Origin of the sequence: Serratia sp. J2 (assembly GCF_046269175.1) — a bacterium.
In the GTDB taxonomy this organism is placed as follows: domain Bacteria; phylum Pseudomonadota; class Gammaproteobacteria; order Enterobacterales; family Enterobacteriaceae; genus Chania; species Chania fonticola_C.
Map to the genome: position 1 here is coordinate 1 of NZ_JBKABN010000027.1, position 16,187 is coordinate 16,187.

14 protein-coding genes and 1 pseudogene are annotated in these 16,187 nt (G+C 52.0%); 12 read left to right on the forward strand and 3 right to left on the reverse strand.

Annotation, left to right across the window (positions count from 1 at the left end):
* Positions 1-43: 43 nt before the first annotated feature.
* The 6 genes and pseudogenes from ACKWMY_RS22395 to ACKWMY_RS22420 all read left to right on the forward strand — a co-directional run.
* Positions 44-649 (forward strand): annotated as a pseudogene (locus tag ACKWMY_RS22395) (suppressor of fused domain protein); the annotation flags it as partial.
* A 159-nt stretch (positions 650-808) separates the two neighbouring features.
* The gene (locus ACKWMY_RS22400) at positions 809-1,567 is read left to right on the forward strand and encodes an IclR family transcriptional regulator (protein ID WP_024527448.1); all 759 of its coding nucleotides are present in this window, start codon (positions 809-811) and stop codon (positions 1,565-1,567) included.
* A gap of 160 nt (positions 1,568-1,727) precedes the next feature.
* On the forward strand, positions 1,728-2,630 hold the full coding sequence (locus ACKWMY_RS22405; RefSeq protein ID WP_409487059.1) for a dihydrodipicolinate synthase family protein: 903 nt from the start codon (positions 1,728-1,730) through the stop codon (positions 2,628-2,630).
* Between the two features lie 17 nt (positions 2,631-2,647).
* On the forward strand, positions 2,648-4,168 hold the full coding sequence (locus tag ACKWMY_RS22410; protein ID WP_024527450.1) for a UxaA family hydrolase: 1,521 nt from the start codon (positions 2,648-2,650) through the stop codon (positions 4,166-4,168).
* Between the two features lie 96 nt (positions 4,169-4,264).
* The gene (locus ACKWMY_RS22415) at positions 4,265-5,572 is read left to right on the forward strand and encodes an MFS transporter (protein WP_409487060.1); all 1,308 of its coding nucleotides are present in this window, start codon (positions 4,265-4,267) and stop codon (positions 5,570-5,572) included.
* A gap of 58 nt (positions 5,573-5,630) precedes the next feature.
* The gene (locus ACKWMY_RS22420) at positions 5,631-6,725 is read left to right on the forward strand and encodes a glycerol dehydrogenase (RefSeq protein ID WP_409487061.1); all 1,095 of its coding nucleotides are present in this window, start codon (positions 5,631-5,633) and stop codon (positions 6,723-6,725) included.
* 69 nt (positions 6,726-6,794) lie between these two features.
* On the opposite strand, the gene ACKWMY_RS22425 is transcribed toward ACKWMY_RS22420, so the two are convergent.
* Complete coding sequence (locus ACKWMY_RS22425; RefSeq protein ID WP_409487062.1) at positions 6,795-7,160, reverse strand: hypothetical protein; 366 nt, start codon at positions 7,158-7,160, stop codon at positions 6,795-6,797.
* Between the two features lie 88 nt (positions 7,161-7,248).
* Here ACKWMY_RS22425 and ACKWMY_RS22430 point away from each other — a divergent pair, with 88 nt between their 5' ends.
* A complete protein-coding gene (locus ACKWMY_RS22430) occupies positions 7,249-7,776 on the forward strand; it encodes a cysteine hydrolase family protein (RefSeq protein WP_024527454.1) in 528 nt (175 codons plus the stop codon).
* 204 nt (positions 7,777-7,980) lie between these two features.
* Positions 7,981-8,988 (forward strand): tryptophan--tRNA ligase, encoded by a 1,008-nt coding sequence (trpS, locus tag ACKWMY_RS22435; RefSeq protein ID WP_046808111.1) that lies wholly within the window; start codon positions 7,981-7,983, stop codon positions 8,986-8,988.
* Between the two features lie 36 nt (positions 8,989-9,024).
* On the opposite strand, the gene ACKWMY_RS22440 is transcribed toward trpS, so the two are convergent.
* Positions 9,025-10,383, reverse strand: a complete 1,359-nt coding sequence (locus ACKWMY_RS22440) for an MFS transporter (protein WP_024527456.1) — start codon at positions 10,381-10,383, stop codon at positions 9,025-9,027.
* A 210-nt stretch (positions 10,384-10,593) separates the two neighbouring features.
* Complete coding sequence (locus tag ACKWMY_RS22445) at positions 10,594-11,499, reverse strand: GntR family transcriptional regulator (protein ID WP_021805171.1); 906 nt, start codon at positions 11,497-11,499, stop codon at positions 10,594-10,596.
* A 149-nt stretch (positions 11,500-11,648) separates the two neighbouring features.
* Here ACKWMY_RS22445 and ACKWMY_RS22450 point away from each other — a divergent pair, with 149 nt between their 5' ends.
* The 4 genes from ACKWMY_RS22450 to phnD all read left to right on the forward strand — a co-directional run bounded on the left by ACKWMY_RS22450 (position 11,649) and on the right by phnD (position 16,158).
* Positions 11,649-12,674, forward strand: a complete 1,026-nt coding sequence (locus ACKWMY_RS22450; protein ID WP_024527457.1) for a zinc-binding alcohol dehydrogenase family protein — start codon at positions 11,649-11,651, stop codon at positions 12,672-12,674.
* Positions 12,675-12,744: 70 nt separating this feature from the next.
* Positions 12,745-14,202, forward strand: a complete 1,458-nt coding sequence (locus ACKWMY_RS22455; RefSeq protein WP_409487063.1) for a tagaturonate reductase — start codon at positions 12,745-12,747, stop codon at positions 14,200-14,202.
* A 146-nt stretch (positions 14,203-14,348) separates the two neighbouring features.
* A complete protein-coding gene (gene phnC / locus ACKWMY_RS22460) occupies positions 14,349-15,182 on the forward strand; it encodes a phosphonate ABC transporter ATP-binding protein (RefSeq protein ID WP_021805168.1) in 834 nt (277 codons plus the stop codon).
* Positions 15,183-15,225: 43 nt separating this feature from the next.
* Entirely contained in the window at positions 15,226-16,158 is a 933-nt protein-coding gene (gene phnD / locus ACKWMY_RS22465) for a phosphonate ABC transporter substrate-binding protein (protein ID WP_024527459.1), read from the forward strand.
* Positions 16,159-16,187 lie beyond the last annotated feature (29 nt).

Consider the following 16,187-nt stretch of genomic DNA (forward strand, 5'->3'; position numbering starts at 1 on the left):
CTACCCGCCTTTGGGCGGGTAATTAAAGTGTCTTTAAACATACAAGGGGAATCCTTGGCCAAAAATGCAGAGTGATTACCTGGCTCAATACGAACAACACTTTGGCCCTTCGGTGAAGTATTACGCTATCGATCAGGGCAAATGGCCGCCGATGGCCATCACCCAGCATGAGCGCGACGGGGTTTACTATTTTCTGACCATGGGTGTCAGCATTCGGCCGATGCCGTGGGTAGAGATTCTGTTCAACGACGATGCTGCCAGATTCCGCCGGATGGAGATGGCGATAGCCATCGATGGGCAGTATATGACCGAAGAGAATGCGGTGCAGATGGCCAGCGCGCTAGCTGGATTTGCCCATGTGCCCTGGGCGAACATCACCTGGTTTGGCGAAGGCCATACGCTGGCGTCGGCGGTGGCTCCGCAGGGCTATGAAGGCTATGTGCTCTCTTCGTCATTTTATCCCTACAGTGAGCACCTGGTATTGCCTAAACAATACGGTGATACGGTGAATATTTTCTGGGCCAGCCCGGTGTTCGCCACCGAGCGGGAATTGGCGCAGGCCACGCCCAACGGTGGCCACGATTTGGTGAAGAATATGCGTGAGCAGGGTGTGGATCATATCTTCCGCCCACGTCAGCCATTATGTTAACCGGGTAAATCAGGAAGAAAGTGAGGCGTCAGTGTTTGCGCCTCACTCTCCGAACGGGAGGCTAATGCGATATTGGACATTTAATGAATACTTATCCTGCTAAAAACGTTACCATTACCGCTGATCTTTCATGAAGTTCTCTTGCAAACTGGCAATCGAATGAAGACGATAACAACACCAGTCCCGGCTCTTGATAAAGCAATTCGCGTCTGTAATTTTTTGGCTGAAAAAGGGAACGCGACCTTCAGCCAAATCTATCTGGGGGTAGATTTGCCCAAAAGCAGTACCTCCACGTTGCTAAATGCAATGGTGGCTCATGGAATGCTGCGCCAGGAGCGGGATAAATACTCATTGGGCTTGTTGTTGTTTGAACTGGGCAATAAGGCTATCCAACACTTTGATATCAAAACCGTTGCAACTCCGTTGTTGGCAGAGCTGCGTGACAGCACCAATCTAACCTGCCATCTGGGTGTTCTAGAAGGTGGTGCGGCCATCTACCTGCTTAAAATGGAAAGCCCGCAGGCTGTTGTGGTGCGCAGCTGGGAGGGAAAAAGGTTATCTCTATACAGTTCCGGATTGGGAAAGGTGCTATTGGCCTGGCAGGAAGAGCAAGAGATCGACGATTTGTTGCCAGAAAGCGAACCTTTCACTGCCTATACGGAAAAAACCATCACCAGACGAGCCATCTACAAACAACAATTGGCTGAAATTCGTCAGCGTGGCTGGGCTTGTGATGATGAGGAGGATTGCATCGGCGTGCGCTGTATTTCCGCTCCGGTACGTAATGCTCAGGGAGACGTTATCGCTGCAATCAGCGTTTCTGGGGTGCTTTTCCAACTTCCCGAAGAAAAATGGCAAGAGATTGCCAATCAGGTGCAACATACCTGTTCCCTCCTGAGTACTTTGATCCAAGCCTGAGCCAGGTAATATCCTGGCCTGCCCCCCACCTAATCTTGTAGTAATGCGATAAATCAGAGAACGATCACAGTTCACTCTTTGAGCGGATTGACTCAATGCTTCATTTCGCGCATCATTTTCTTTATGCGGAACAGTTGTTCCATATACAGAACAAAATGAGGTGGTAACGGTGAATAGATTCAGAGGTGTATTTCCCCCGGTTCCTACTGTGGTGGATGAAAACGGTAAGCTTGATAGAAAGGGCATGGGGATGCTGCTTGATCATGTCATTGCTGCCGGGGCTCAAGGCGTATTGATCCTCGGTAGTGGAGGTGAGTTTTGCCATCTGTCACATGAGACACGTCTTGAAGTAGCAGAATTCTGTGTTCAATACGTAGAAGGGCGGGTGACGGTGCTGCTGGGTATTGCGGCGTCGGGTACGGCGGAAACCATTGATTATGGCAGGCATGCGGCGGCCATCGGCGCCGATGCGGTATTAGTGGTTAACCCTTATTATGCTCAGTTAAATGAAGAGTATATTTATCAGCACTATCGCACAATTGCAGAAGTGCTCACGTTACCGGTATTTCTGTACAACTTCCCAGCCCTAACCGGACAGGACATTGGTCTCGACGTCATCACACGCCTTGCCAGGGACGTGCCCAATATTGTTGGCATTAAAGATACGATTGATAACATCAGCCACACGCGCGAAATTATCAATCGAGTTCACGCTTTTAGACCAAACTTTATTATCTTTTCTGGTTACGACGAATATATGCTTGATACCTTGATCCTTGGCGGGCATGGCGGTATTCCTGCCACCTTCAATTTTGCTCCTGAAGTGACCGGCGGCATCTATGAGGCCTTCATCAACAAGGATTATGAAAAAGCTTTTGCCTTACAACGTCGTCTTGCCAGGCTTTCATCGCTGTATGCCTTGGAGACTCCTTTCTTTGGGGTTATCAAAGAAGCCATTAAAGCCAGTGGTATTGATATCTCAACGGAAGTGGTTGCACCTACCAGGAAACTTTCTGCTGAAAAAATTGCACAGATGAAAGAAATTCTTAGTGTGATTAGGTAACCAAGAGGATAACTGAAATGAGCAATGTCTATCCTGTTATCAAAATTAATCCTAATGATGATGTCGTGATCGCGCGGACACACATTGAGGCTGGCACCCTTCTCCCCATCGAGGAAATTACAGTCCTGAACGATGTGCCGGAAGGGCATAAAGTTGCTTTGTACGATATTGCAGTGGGTGCGCCAGTGAAACGTTACGGCCAGATTATCGGTTTTGCCACACGGCCGATCAGAGCCGGTGAGCATATTCACATGCACAACCTGGGGATGGGGGATTTTACCCGTAATTACGCTTTCGGGGAGGATACCGTAACCCTGCCTAAGCCCGAAAGAATCGATACTTTCATGGGCATCAAACGGCAAGATGGTCGGGTAGCAACCCGTAACTTCATAGGCATTCTGACCACGGTCAACTGTAGTGCCACGGTGGCAAGGGCCATCGAGGATCACTATAAAAAAGTCGGGTTGGAAGATTACCCAAACGTGGATGGCATTGTGGCACTGCCACAAAGTTTTGGTTGCGCCATTGGTTTTGATAGTGAAGCCATGATTGTGATGCGTCGGACATTAAGTGGCTACGCCCGCCACGTCAATTTTGCCGGTGTGCTGATCATCGGATTGGGTTGTGAATCAAACCAGATAAAAGATCTCATGCAGGTAGAAGGGCTTGAGGAGAGCTCCTCGCTGCATACCCTGACGATTCAGGAAACCGGTGGTACTCAGAAAACCATTAGTAAGGGTATTGCCGTTATCGACGGTATGCTCATGCAGGCCAATAAGGTCAAACGTGAAGCGGTACCGGTTTCAGAAATCATTCTTGCCCTCGAATGTGGTGGTTCGGATAGTTACTCCGGTATTTCTGCCAATCCGGTACTGGGCTATGCCGCTGACAAAATTGTGCAGCAGGGGGGAACAGCGATTCTGTCTGAGACATCAGAGATTTATGGCGCAGAGCATCTGTTAACCCGGCGGGCGATTTCTGAGGAGGTTGGTAAAAAGCTTATTGCCCGTTTTGATTGGTGGGAAGATTACTGTAAGCGTACCAAGAGTGAAATGAACAATAATCCTTCGGCCGGTAATAAAGCTGGGGGACTGACCACGGTGTTGGAAAAATCTTTGGGCGGTATCGCTAAAGGGGGCACCTCAAACCTGGTTGAAGTGTATGAATATGCCGAGCCCGTTACGGCCAAAGGATTGGTCTTTATGGATACTCCCGGTTATGACCCAATCGCCGTTACCGGGCAAATAGCCGGCGGGGCAAATCTGCTTTGTTTTACCACCGGTCGCGGGTCGGCTTTTGGCAGCAAACCCACTCCTTGCCTGAAAATGGCCACCAACAACACGTTGTGGAACCGTCAGCGGGAAGATATGGATATGAATTGTGGCGATGTTGTGGAAGGCAAGGAAACCATAGCCGAGGCGGGTGAAAGGCTTTATATCATGATCCTTGAAATGGCCTCGGGAAGAAAAACCAAAAGTGAACAGTTCGGCTATGGCAGCCTGGAGTTCGTGCCATGGAATATAGGTTCAATTATGTGATTTTTTTCAATTGTGCCCGATTAAATTTCGGGCTCAATCCCTTTGATTGATAGTGTATCAACTATTCTATGTGTCGCACATAGCCAGGAGAAAACCATGTCTATAATAAAGAGTGAGGTTTCTTATAACGCCTCACCAACCCATGTTAGGTGGAATATATTTTTAATACTATTGCTGTTAGGTGCAATAAATTACATTGATCGAACTTCTCTGGCTATTGCAATGCCATATATCGTCGAGGAGTTTAATATCCAGGATACGATAGTGGTTGGTTTATTACACAGTACCTTCTTTTGGGCCTATGCCTTAATGCAGGTACCCAGTGGGGTATTGGCCGATAAATTCAAAACTCGTACCATTATTGCCTGGGCGACCATTTTATGGGGAGCGTTCCAGGCGATTGCAGCCTTGTGCCATACCACCAGTTTATTGGCATTGTCTCGCGTGGGGCTAGGCCTGTCTGAAGCGCCCATTATGCCTGCTGGTGCCAAACTGATGGGGACCTGGCTGACACCGACGGAACGTGGGCGCGGATCTATGCTACTGGATGGTGGGGCGGCGTTAGGCACGGCCTTGGGCGCGGTGATTCTGACCTGGTTGATCGCTTTCTTTGGCTCATGGCGCATGGCATTCATTATTGCCGGTATAGGCACCATGCTGGCCGGTGTTCTGGCCTGGTGGTATATTCGAACCTATCCTCATGAACATCCAAAAATCAATCAGGCCGAACTCGAACATATTACAAAAGATAATGAGTTTGCTACTAAAAAATCTGAAAAATACAAAATCAAAGACGTTATCCCTTATTTGAAACAGCGTAATGTCTTGGCGTTGATCGGTGGATGGGTTTGTTATAGCACTGTTTTCTATGGCTTAATGACCTGGCTGCCCTTATATTTTCAAAAGACCTATGGGTTTGATATCAAGTCGATGGGCGGTGCCATGGCCTTTATCTTCCTGCTTTGTTTTGTAGGCCAACTCACGGGGGGATATATCATTGACCGCTGGAGAAACTCTGGCGCTGATACCAACAAGGTCATGCACACTATGCTGGGTATTTCAGCGGTCACTGCGGGCGTGGGGATTTTCATCTGTGCCAATATCAATCATCCCGTTGCCGCGGTGGTGTTGTTAGGGATCGCCATGTTCCCTCTTCGCTGGGCAAGTGTCTATTGGTCTATCCCTTCATTGCTCGGGGCACAAAAAGTGGCAGGCACTATTTGTGGTACTATGAATTTTAGCAGTAACTTATTTGCCGCTATCATTCCAATATTAATTGGTTTCATCGTACAGTTCACTGGTAATTATTATATTGCCATGATGTTCTTCGCGGCCGCTGCCATAGGTTACTTGATTTGCTCGTTGCTCATTAATTTTGACAAAAAAATGGAGTTAGAGAGTTAGCATGAATTAATTAACCTCAATACTTCTCTCTGTTATTTAAAAATCGTAAGGACGTAATATGATCACGACAGCAGTTTTCCCTGGGCGCTATGTACAGGGGGCTGGAGCTATTTCCTGCCTTCTGGGTGAGGAATTATTCCGTCTGGGGCAACGGGCTCTGGTGTTACAAGATCCCGTTGTCCATCAGAAATTAGGAGCTCAGATAAGCTTGGCATTAGAAGGAAAGGTTGAATTTGTTGTCGAAGTTTTTAATAGCGAATGTTCTGACGAAGAGATTAGCCGCATTTCTGCTTTGGCCGAATCCTATCAGGCTGATGTTATTGTCGGTATTGGCGGCGGAAAAACATTGGATACGGCGAAAGCCACCGGCGCGGCGATGAAAAAACCTATTGCCATTGTTCCAACGTTGGCCTCTACGGATGCCCCATGCAGTTCGTTAGTGGTGATTTATACCCTGGGAGGTCAGTTTAAACGCTATCTGATGATCCCGCAAAATCCCGATTTGGTGCTGGTGGATTCTCAGGTCATCGCTGAAGCGCCAGTGCGCTTTTTGGTTTCAGGAATGGGGGATGCGCTGGCTACCTGGTTTGAGGCGGAAGATTGCCGGATAAAAGGCGCGGGTAATATGACTACGCGTCCAGGGCCGATGTCTGCTTTCGGGTTGGCGAAATTATGCTACGACACCTTGCTGAAATATGGCGTGCTGGCCAAAAGTGCCTGTGAAAAGAATCAGGTGACGCCAGCACTTGAGCATGTGATTGAGGCTAACACCCTGCTCTCAGGTTTAGGCTTTGAAAGTGGTGGTTTGGCTGCTGCGCACGCGATCCATAACGGTTTGACTGTGTTACCACAGACTCGTGGTTATTGGCATGGTGAAAAGGTGGCGTTTGGTACTCTTGCCATGTTGATGTTGACCGATCGGGAGCCGGAGATTATTGATAGGGTGTACCGTTTTTGCGAAGAAGTGGGGCTACCTACAACGCTGGCCCAGATCGGCTTGGCTGAGGTGACCGATGAGGAACTGCTGCTGGTAGCTCAAGCCAGTTGTCAGCCTGGAGAGACTATGAACAACGAACCGCATTCGATCACTCCTCAGGGGCTGGTGGCGGCTCTGCGCACTGCTGATGCGCTAGGGCAACGTAGACTCGCCTGACCGTACAATCCGACAATCCCTCGTCGCGTTGAGACGCTGGCAGGTAGGGGATACCTGCCAGCAGCCTAATCAGGGCAGGGTACTGTCAATAATACCGGCACCAGCCTGGCTGGTGACAATGGCTTTGACTTCGCTTACTTCGTCAACATGCAGCCGCAGCGTAGGAACCCAACCTACGTTATCCGTAAGCTGATCTGCCGTGGAAACCGAGGCGTTATACACCGCCAGCAGATCGGTGGGCGTGCCGTTGACCAGGTTATCGCTGGTGAAAATGTGCTCGCCTACATAACGTTTGATGATTTTGCTGGCCGGGATGCCGTTGGCCAGACCGATGGCATTTTTTTCCGCATAGATGGCAGATTCAATCCCCACTCCCCACAGGCTGGTAAAGTCCTTGGCCGCCAGGACCTCGGCGTAGTTGTTAAAGACATCCACTTGGCCAAAACGAACGCGTTAGAGCATGTTTAAAAGCCGTTAATTGGCTTAGTATCAAGGGCAACTCATTCCACCAACGGGGTTTGCAATGAAGTCAGCGTTGTTAGTTATCGATGTGCAGCAGGGTTTGTTTAATCCCCCGCCAGCAGAGGCCGAGCAGGTTCTCACGCGGATTAATCAACTGAGTGAACGTGCCCGGCAGGCTGGTGCGCCGGTAATTTTTATTCAGCATCAGACGGCTCATGAGGAACTACCGCACGGCAGCGAAGCGTGGCAAATTCATGCTGCGTTACAGGTGAAAAACGGCGATCATCGAATAGACAAAACCACGCCGGATTCCTTTTTACGTACCAATCTCGGCAAACTGCTGATTGCCGAAGGGGTGACACAGCTGGTGATCTGCGGCTATTCCACGGAATACTGCGTCGATACCACCACCCGTCGAGCTGCTGGCCTGGGTTATCCGGTGGTGCTGGCGGCAGATGCACATACCAGCCACGACAAGCCCCATGCCAGCGGGTTGCAAATCCGTATTCACCATAATGCGACCTTGTCGAGTATCGAGAGTTTTGGCGTGGCGATCCGTGCCGTGCCTACAGCCGAAGTGAGTTTCTGAGCCGGATGTCGCCCTTGACGCGGTTCTGGGCGGGGTGTAACGTAGCCGAATGAATATCTTCCCGCAGTTCACATCTTGTTTCAGCTGGTGGCGCCTTTTCTAAGGGCGGCACGGGTATTCATCCCTCTTTTTTTAATGCCGCCGGTTTTGGCGGCATTTTTATAGCGTTGATCCGGCGGTCTGTTTACTTCCAGGAGCAAGGCTATGAGTTACACCATTCTGACTGGCGATCGCGCCACCGGTTCACTGCATTTGGGTCATTACGTCGGTTCACTGCGCCAGCGCGTTGAGCTACAGCATCATCATCAGCAAACGGTAATGGTGGCCGACCTGCAAGGGCTGACCGATAACGGCAGCAATCCGCAAAAAATCAGTGCCAACGTGCTAAACGTGGTGGCCGACTATCTGGCGGTGGGGATCGACCCTGCCAAGACCACGCTGTGTCTGCAATCGGCGCTTCCGGCGCTGGCAGAACTGACGATGTATTACCTCAACCTGGTCACCGTCGCCCGCCTGGAACGTAACCCCACGGTGAAAAGCGAAATCATCGAGAAAGACTTTTCACGTAGCCTGCCTGCCGGATTCCTGATTTACCCGGTCAGCCAGGCGGCGGATATCACCGCTTTTGGGGCGACTCATGTGCCGGTTGGGGAAGATCAGTTACCAATGCTGGAGCAAACCAACGAAATTGTCCGGCGCTTTAACCGCATCGTCGATCGCGAGGTGCTGGTGGAGTGCCAGCCGTTGCTGAGCCGCGTTGGTCGGCTGCCGGGGCTGGACGGGCAGGGCAAGATGTCGAAATCACGCGGCAATACCATCATGCTGGGGGCCAGCGCCGACGAAGTGCATAAGGCGGTGATGAGCATGTTTACCGATCCCAACCACCTGAACGTCAGCGATCCCGGCCAGGTGGAAGGCAATATGGTATTCACCTATCTGGACGCGTTTTGCGAGGACGCAGCGCTGGTGGCACAGTTGAAGGATCACTATCGTCAGGGCGGTTTGGGTGACGTGAAGATTAAACGGTTGTTGGAGGATTGCCTGCAAACCCTGCTGGAGCCTATCCGCACCCGGCGGGCCGAGTACAGCGCCGATAAGGGCGAGCTGATGCGCATCCTGAGAGAGGGCAGCCAGCGGGCCAATCAGGTGACTCAGGGTACCTTGGCACAGGTCAAGTCCGCGCTGGGTCTGGATTTTTTTGCCTTGGATTGAGGATCCCTCTCCGGTTGGAGAGGGAAAATCTGGCGATCAGGCCGCGCTGTCGGTGATCGGGTGTTTGACGATAAACACGTAGGACAGCGCCCCGATCAGGGTAACGCAGGAACAAATGGTCAGTGCCAGGCTGAATGAGTTGGTGGTATCCAGGATCCAGCCGGTGATCACCGGGGCAAACGAAGCGAACACAAAGCTGGCAAAGTTTTGAATGCTGCCCACCGAGGCGGTCATACGGGACGTGACCGCCACGTGGATCAGCCCCCAGCAGGAAGTACCGGCAAAGTGGATACAGAACAGCGCCATACTGATTAATGCCACCGCGCTGGTGGTGGTGGTGGCCTGTGCCACGACGGAGGTAAAACCAGCGGAAAGCAGCATACCGGCGACGATACAGATTTTACGGCTCTTGAGCGGAGCCATGCCCCGGCGCACCAGGAAGTCGGTGACAAAGCCGTTTGACAGCATGCCCGCCGCACCAAACAGGAACGGGATTGCCGCCAACATACCGGTACTTTTCAAATCCAGATGGTAGGTGGTCTGCAGGTAGCCCGGCAGCCAGGCCAGATACAGCCAGGCGGTGTAGTTGATGCCGCTAAAGCCGATCATCATCCCCCACATGGTGCGGTTTTTGAACAGCGATCGCCATTCCTTGAAGTTCATCGGCTCACGGCGTGCGCTCACGCTACCGGCGTTGAGGTAGCTTTGCTCCTGCTCGGTGAGTTTGATGTCTTCACGGTTGCGATACAGCATGTACCAACCAATGGATAACGCAATGCCCAGTAAACCAATGGTGATGAACATCCCGCGCCAGCCTAACAGCAGCATCATGGCGGTGAGGATTGGTGGACTGATGGCTAACCCGATGGTGGAGGCCGAGTTAAAGATCCCCATCGGCATACCGCGATCTTTGATGTTGAACCAATCGTTGATGACTTTCACGCCGCAAGGGTTCATGGGGGCTTCGCCGATCCCCAGGCCGATACGCACCCAGATAAACTGGGTAAAGTTGTGGATCATGCCAGACATCGTCTGGAACGCAGACCAGACAAACATCCCCAGACCGAGCATGATGCGCGGGCCTTTGCGATCCAGCAGCGGTCCACAGGGTAATTGGGCAATCCCATAGGCCAGTGAAAAGGCGGAAAGTAGCAGGCCGATCTCGGTACCGCTCAACCCCATTTCTTCACGAATGGTGGAGTTGGCGACGGACAGCGAACTGCGATCGAGAAAATTAATCACGGCAGCAAAAAATAACAGGATCATTGCCGTAGTCTGGATTTTTTTAATTTTTGCAGAGCGCTCTGCTATGCCGCCTTTGGGTATGGGATTAATGCTATCTGAATAACTGTCCGCCGGTTCTTTTCCAGTGCTCACGGTGGTTATCTTTTCCATCACTCGCCTCTATATTCCGTATTAATAATAGTTATTCTGCCGGGGCATGGCCCTGGTTCGGTGTTAACAACGGTATGTCTTTCGGCAGTGAGCCTAGGCGGCGAAAATGTTTCATGGTGCTTTTTTTAACCGGTTCCGTGCGGCGGTTACGATTTTGCTGTTTTTAATCGGTTTTAAATCCCGTTTCACTCGGTTTTTTATCAATAAAAATCAGCAGGCATCCTGTTTGATGGAACGGATCATCGACTGTTTGGCAGTATCAAGATGGCGGTGAAGCTCACGGGCGGCCTCCTGGTCGCTGCGGCAGATCAGGGCGCTTAAAATGGCCATATGCTCTTCAATCGCAATAATATTTCTTTGCTTCAGGTCGGTTTCATCCCATTGATAATGGAAGTGAAAAATCACCGAAATGATTTCCAGCGACTGATTGAAAAACGGATTGTTGGCTGCTGACAGGATCAGGGTGTGGAAGTCACGATCCAGCTGAGAGAACAGCCGATAATTGTCGCTGATGGTGTCGCGCAACTCGCGATGGCGGTTCAACAACTCTTTGGCCTGCAACCAGCGGCTATCCTGTGCGGGCAGGTTGATAAAGCGTGATAGCGCGTGGGTTTCCAGCATTTGACGGAGTTCAAACAGCTGCTCGGCATAGTTCTGATCAAATTTTTTCATGCTCCATTGGCCGCGGCGTACGTTGTCAATAAGGTCAAAGCGGCTGAAGCGCAGCAGGAATTCCCTCACCACTACCGGGCTGACGTTAACCGCGCGTGAAAGCTGCAATTCGGTGAATGAATCCCCCGCGCGCAGCTGCTTTTGGTTAATCATCTGATAGAACGCTTTCTCAAACAGCTTGCCTTGCTCGTCCAGCGAGTGGCTCATGCATTCAAAGCCGTCTTCTGCCAGCGGCATGCGCAGGATCACATAATCATCCTTGACCTTCTCCAGAACCCCGCGTTGATGCAGGTGCGTGAGCGTGTGACGCACCGTGGTGCGGCTGATGTTATACATTTCTGCCAGCCCCGCCTGGGAAGGCAGCGGTGAGCGGATATGGCCCTTGATGATGCCGTCGATCATCTGATTAACCACGTTCTGGCGGAGGTTTTGCGTTCTGCTCATGAGATCCCTCTGTGGGCTAAGGTGTTTTTTAAACATTTAAAACCCATTTAAATCGGTTTAATTTGTGCTGACTCACAAATTCTCCTCATCAGCACAATACGCCTGTTCTTTTTGCGGGATAACAGCGCCACATCACAGGAGGAGGGATCATGACCACAATGAATACGCTAGTTTGTCTGGAGCCGACCCGGCTGGTTTACCAACAAAGGCCGGTACCGCAGCCTGCGCCGGACGAAGCGGTGCTAAAAATACTGACAGTAGGAATTTGCGGGACCGATATCCACGCCTGGTCTGGTCAGCAACCGTTCTTCAGCTACCCGCGGGTGCTGGGGCATGAAATATGCGGCGAGATTGTCAGCGTCGGTGGCCAGGTGAGTGAATTGCGCGTCGGGCAGCGTGTGGCGGTGATCCCTTATGTATCCTGTCATCACTGTGGAGCATGCACCAGCGGCAGGCCCAATTGCTGTGAAAATATCTCGGTGATTGGCGTGCATCAAGACGGCGGTTTTAGCGAGTTTTTAAGCGTGCCGGTGAGCAACCTGCTGGCTGTGGATGATGTGGAGCCCCAAGCGGCGGCGCTGATTGAACCATTCTCTATCAGTGCCCACGCCGTACGCCGAGCGGCCATCGAGCAGGGCGATCATCTATTGGTGGTAGGGGCAGGGCCGATTGGTCTGGGGGTTGCGGCTATCGCCAAGGCGGACGGGGCAACCGTGATCGTGGCCGATACCAGCGCAGAGCGCCGTGCCCATGTAGAAAAAATGCTTGGGCTGATCACGCTAGATCCATCGGACGCCGGTTTTGACGCGGCCTTAAGAGCCCAATTCTCCGGCATGCTGGCGGCAAAAATCATTGATGCCACCGGCAATCAGCATGCGATGAACCATAGCGTCAACCTGATCCGCCATGGTGGCAGCATTACGTTTGTCGGCCTGTTCAAGGGCGATCTGCAATTCTCCGATCCGGAATTCCATAAAAAGGAAACCACCATGATGGGGAGCCGCAATGCGACCAAAGAAGACTTTATCAAGGTAGGGCGATTAATGGCCGCCGGAAAAATAACTGCCGGGATGATGCTTTCCCATCAATTCGAATTTTCCACGCTGGCAGATATTTATGAAGCAGAAGTGATTAATAATAAACAGCTGATTAAAGGCGTGATTCATTTTAACTAACTTGATTACTCCCCAGGTCTTGCCGAGAGTAATTTACGACCTGGGGGATCACCGGATGCAAGGAGCAATAATGAAACAACTTAATCGTAGTGAATTTCCTGGCGCGCAATATCCCGATCGCATTATCCAATTCGGTGAAGGTAATTTCTTGCGCGCCTTTGTTGATTGGCAAATCGACCTGCTAAACCAGCATACCGGGCTGAATGCCGGTGTGGTGGTGGTGCGGCCAATTGACAGCCAGCAGCCGCCTTCACTCAATACTCAGGATGGCTTGTACACTACCATTATCCGTGGGCTGAATGAGCAAGGGGAAGCGGTTTGCGAGCCACGCCTGATCCGTTCGGTCAACCGGGAAATCAACGTTTATCACCAATACGACAGCTATCTGGCCTTGGCACGTGATCCGGCGATCCGCTTCGTGTTCTCCAACACCACCGAAGCGGGGATCAGTTATTTACCGGACGATAAGTTCACCGACGCTCCGGCGGCCAGCTTCCCGGCCAAGCTGACGCGGCTGCTGTTTGAGCGTTTCAGCCATTTTGACGGTGCTGCAGACAAGGGCTGGGTGCTGCTGCCGTGCGAGCTGATCGATTACAACGGCGAAGCGCTGAAAGAGTACGTGTTGCGCTATGCGCAGCAGTGGCAGTTACCGCAGGCGTTCACCGATTGGCTGAACGATTGCAACACCTTCTGCTCAACGCTGGTCGATCGTATCGTCACTGGCTACCCACGCGATGAAGTAGAGCAGTGGCAACAGCAGTTGGGGTATCAAGATAGCTTCCTCGACACGGCGGAACATTTCTATCTGTTTGTGATCCAGGGCCCGCAGTGGCTGGCGAAAGAGCTGCATCTGGATAAGTTGGATCTGAACGTCCACATCGTCGATGACATCAAACCTTATAAAGAACGCAAGGTAGCGATCCTCAACGGGGCGCATACAGCGCTGGTGCCGGTGGCGTTCCTGGCCGGTTTGAATACCGTGGGCGAGGCCATGAGCGACGAGCAGATCGGCGGCTATGTGGCACGTACCATTGCCGAAGAGATTATGCCGGTGCTCGATCTGCCGCAGGAAGAGTTACGGCCATTTGCCGAAGCGGTTCAGAACCGTTTCCGTAACCCGTTTATTCAGCACCAGCTGCTGTCGATTGCGCTGAACGGCATGACCAAATTCCGCACGCGTATTTTGCCGCAGTTACTGGCAGGCCAACAGAAAAATGCCGCGCTGCCGAAACGGCTGACCTTTGCTTTGGCGGCGTTGCTGGCCTTCTATCATGGCGAACGGCAGGCGGGTAGCTATGCGTTACAGGATGATGCTCATTGGCTGACGAGGTTTGCAACGTTGTGGGCCGGAGTGGAACATCGTGACCTGACGCTCGCGGCGCTGGTAGAAAGCGTGCTGGCCGATGAGGCGCATTGGGGGCAAGATCTCAATGCCGTTCCTGGGCTTACCGCTGCCGTGACCACCGATCTGCAAGCTATTCTTGACCACGGAATGCGTGCGGCATTGAGTGAAATGGAACGCCGATAAAACCTCCACCCGCATATTTTAATCCTGCCAATCACGGGAAATGGCGTTGAACGTCATTTCCCGGCCATAAAACCATCATCTGCGTGTCATACAGTTATTCGTTAATAGGTGCCCATAAGATTAGCCACTGAAATCAGAGAAATCATATGGCGCAGGCACTGTTAAAACTGGCACCGACCGACTATCCAGGGCAGCAACCGATCCCGTTACGCAAGGTATTAGCGGTAAAAGGGCTAGGTAAGGCGTATCAATCTCAGCAACGCGTCCTCGACGACATCAATTTTGATCTGCACGCCGGGGAGTTTGTGGCGGTGATCGGCCGCTCCGGGGCTGGTAAATCAACCCTGCTGCATACGCTGAACGGCACCATTCCTTCCAGCTGTGGTGAAATGCTGCATTTTGAGGACGACGGAGTTGCACAGGACATCGCGCAGCTCTCGGCCCGCCAGATGCGCCAGTGGCGAGCCCGCTGTGGCATGATCTTCCAGGATTTTTGCCTGGTTCCCCGGTTGGATGTGATCACCAACGTGCTGCTTGGCCGCCTCAGCCACACCTCGACGCTGAAATCCTTCTTCAAAGTATTCGACGATGCTGACCGTGCGCGGGCCATCGAGCTGCTGCAGTGGTTGAATATGCTGCCGCATGCACTGCAACGTGCAGAGAACCTGTCTGGCGGCCAAATGCAGCGCGTCGCTATCTGCCGCGCGCTGATGCAAAACCCCAAAATTCTGCTGGCCGATGAGCCGGTTGCCTCGCTCGATCCGAAAAACACCCGCCGCATAATGGATGCGCTACAGAAAGTCAGCGAGAACGATATCGCGGTGATGGTGAACTTGCACTCGGTCGAACTGGTGAGGGAATACTGCACCCGGGTGATTGGCATCGCCCAGGGCAAAATCATTTTCGACGGCCACCCGTCGCAGCTTAACGAACGTATTTTGCAGCAACTGTATGGCGAAGAAGCCAATCAGATCCATTAATCACTTGAACGTCACCTCTACCTTTTCACACAGGGCATGCGCAATGAAAAAAGTATTCACACTGACCACCATGATGGCCGGCGTAATGATGGTATTTAATGCAGGTGCAGCGGAAGCGCCGAAAGAGTTGAACCTGGGGATCCTGGGGGGGCAGAACGCCACCCAACAGATTGGCGATAACCAGTGTGTGAAAGATTTTCTCGATAAAGAGCTGAACGTAGACACCAAGCTGCGTAACTCTTCCGACTACTCTGGCGTGATCCAGGGCCTGCTCGGGGGCAAGATCGATCTGGTATTGAGCATGTCGCCTTCGTCATTTGCTTCGGTGTATATCAAGGATCCCAAGGCGGTCGATCTGGTGGGGATCGCGGTGGATGATACCGATCAGTCGCGCGGCTATCACTCGGTGGTGGTGGTGAAAGCCGACAGCCCTTACAAAAAGCTGGAAGACCTGAAAGGCAAATCCTTCGGCTTTGCGGATCCGGATTCGACCTCCGGTTTCCTGGTGCCAAACCAGGTGTTCAAGAAGCAGTTTGGCGGCACGCCGGATAACAAATATAACAACTTCTTCTCCAGCGTCACCTTCTCTGGTGGTCATGAGCAGGACGTACTCGGCGTATTGAACGGCCAGTTTGAGGGTGCGGTCACCTGGGCCTCGATGATTGGTGATTACAACACCGGCTATACCAGCGGAGCCTTCAACCGCATGATCCGTATGGATCATCCGGATTTGATGAAGCAGATCCGCATTATCTGGCAGTCGCCGCTGATCCCGAATGGGCCGATCCTGGTGAGCAACTCCCTGCCTGCGGATTTCAAAGCCAAGGTGGTTACCGCCATCAAGAAGCTGGATACCGACAACCATCAGTGCTTTATCAAGGCGATGGGCGGCAAGCAGCACATTGGCGACGTCAAGCTGGCGGAATACCAGACCATTATCGATATGAAGCGTGAGCTGACCAAGGGCGATCGCTAAGGCGGCTTGGTTCCCGGCCCCTCACCCTA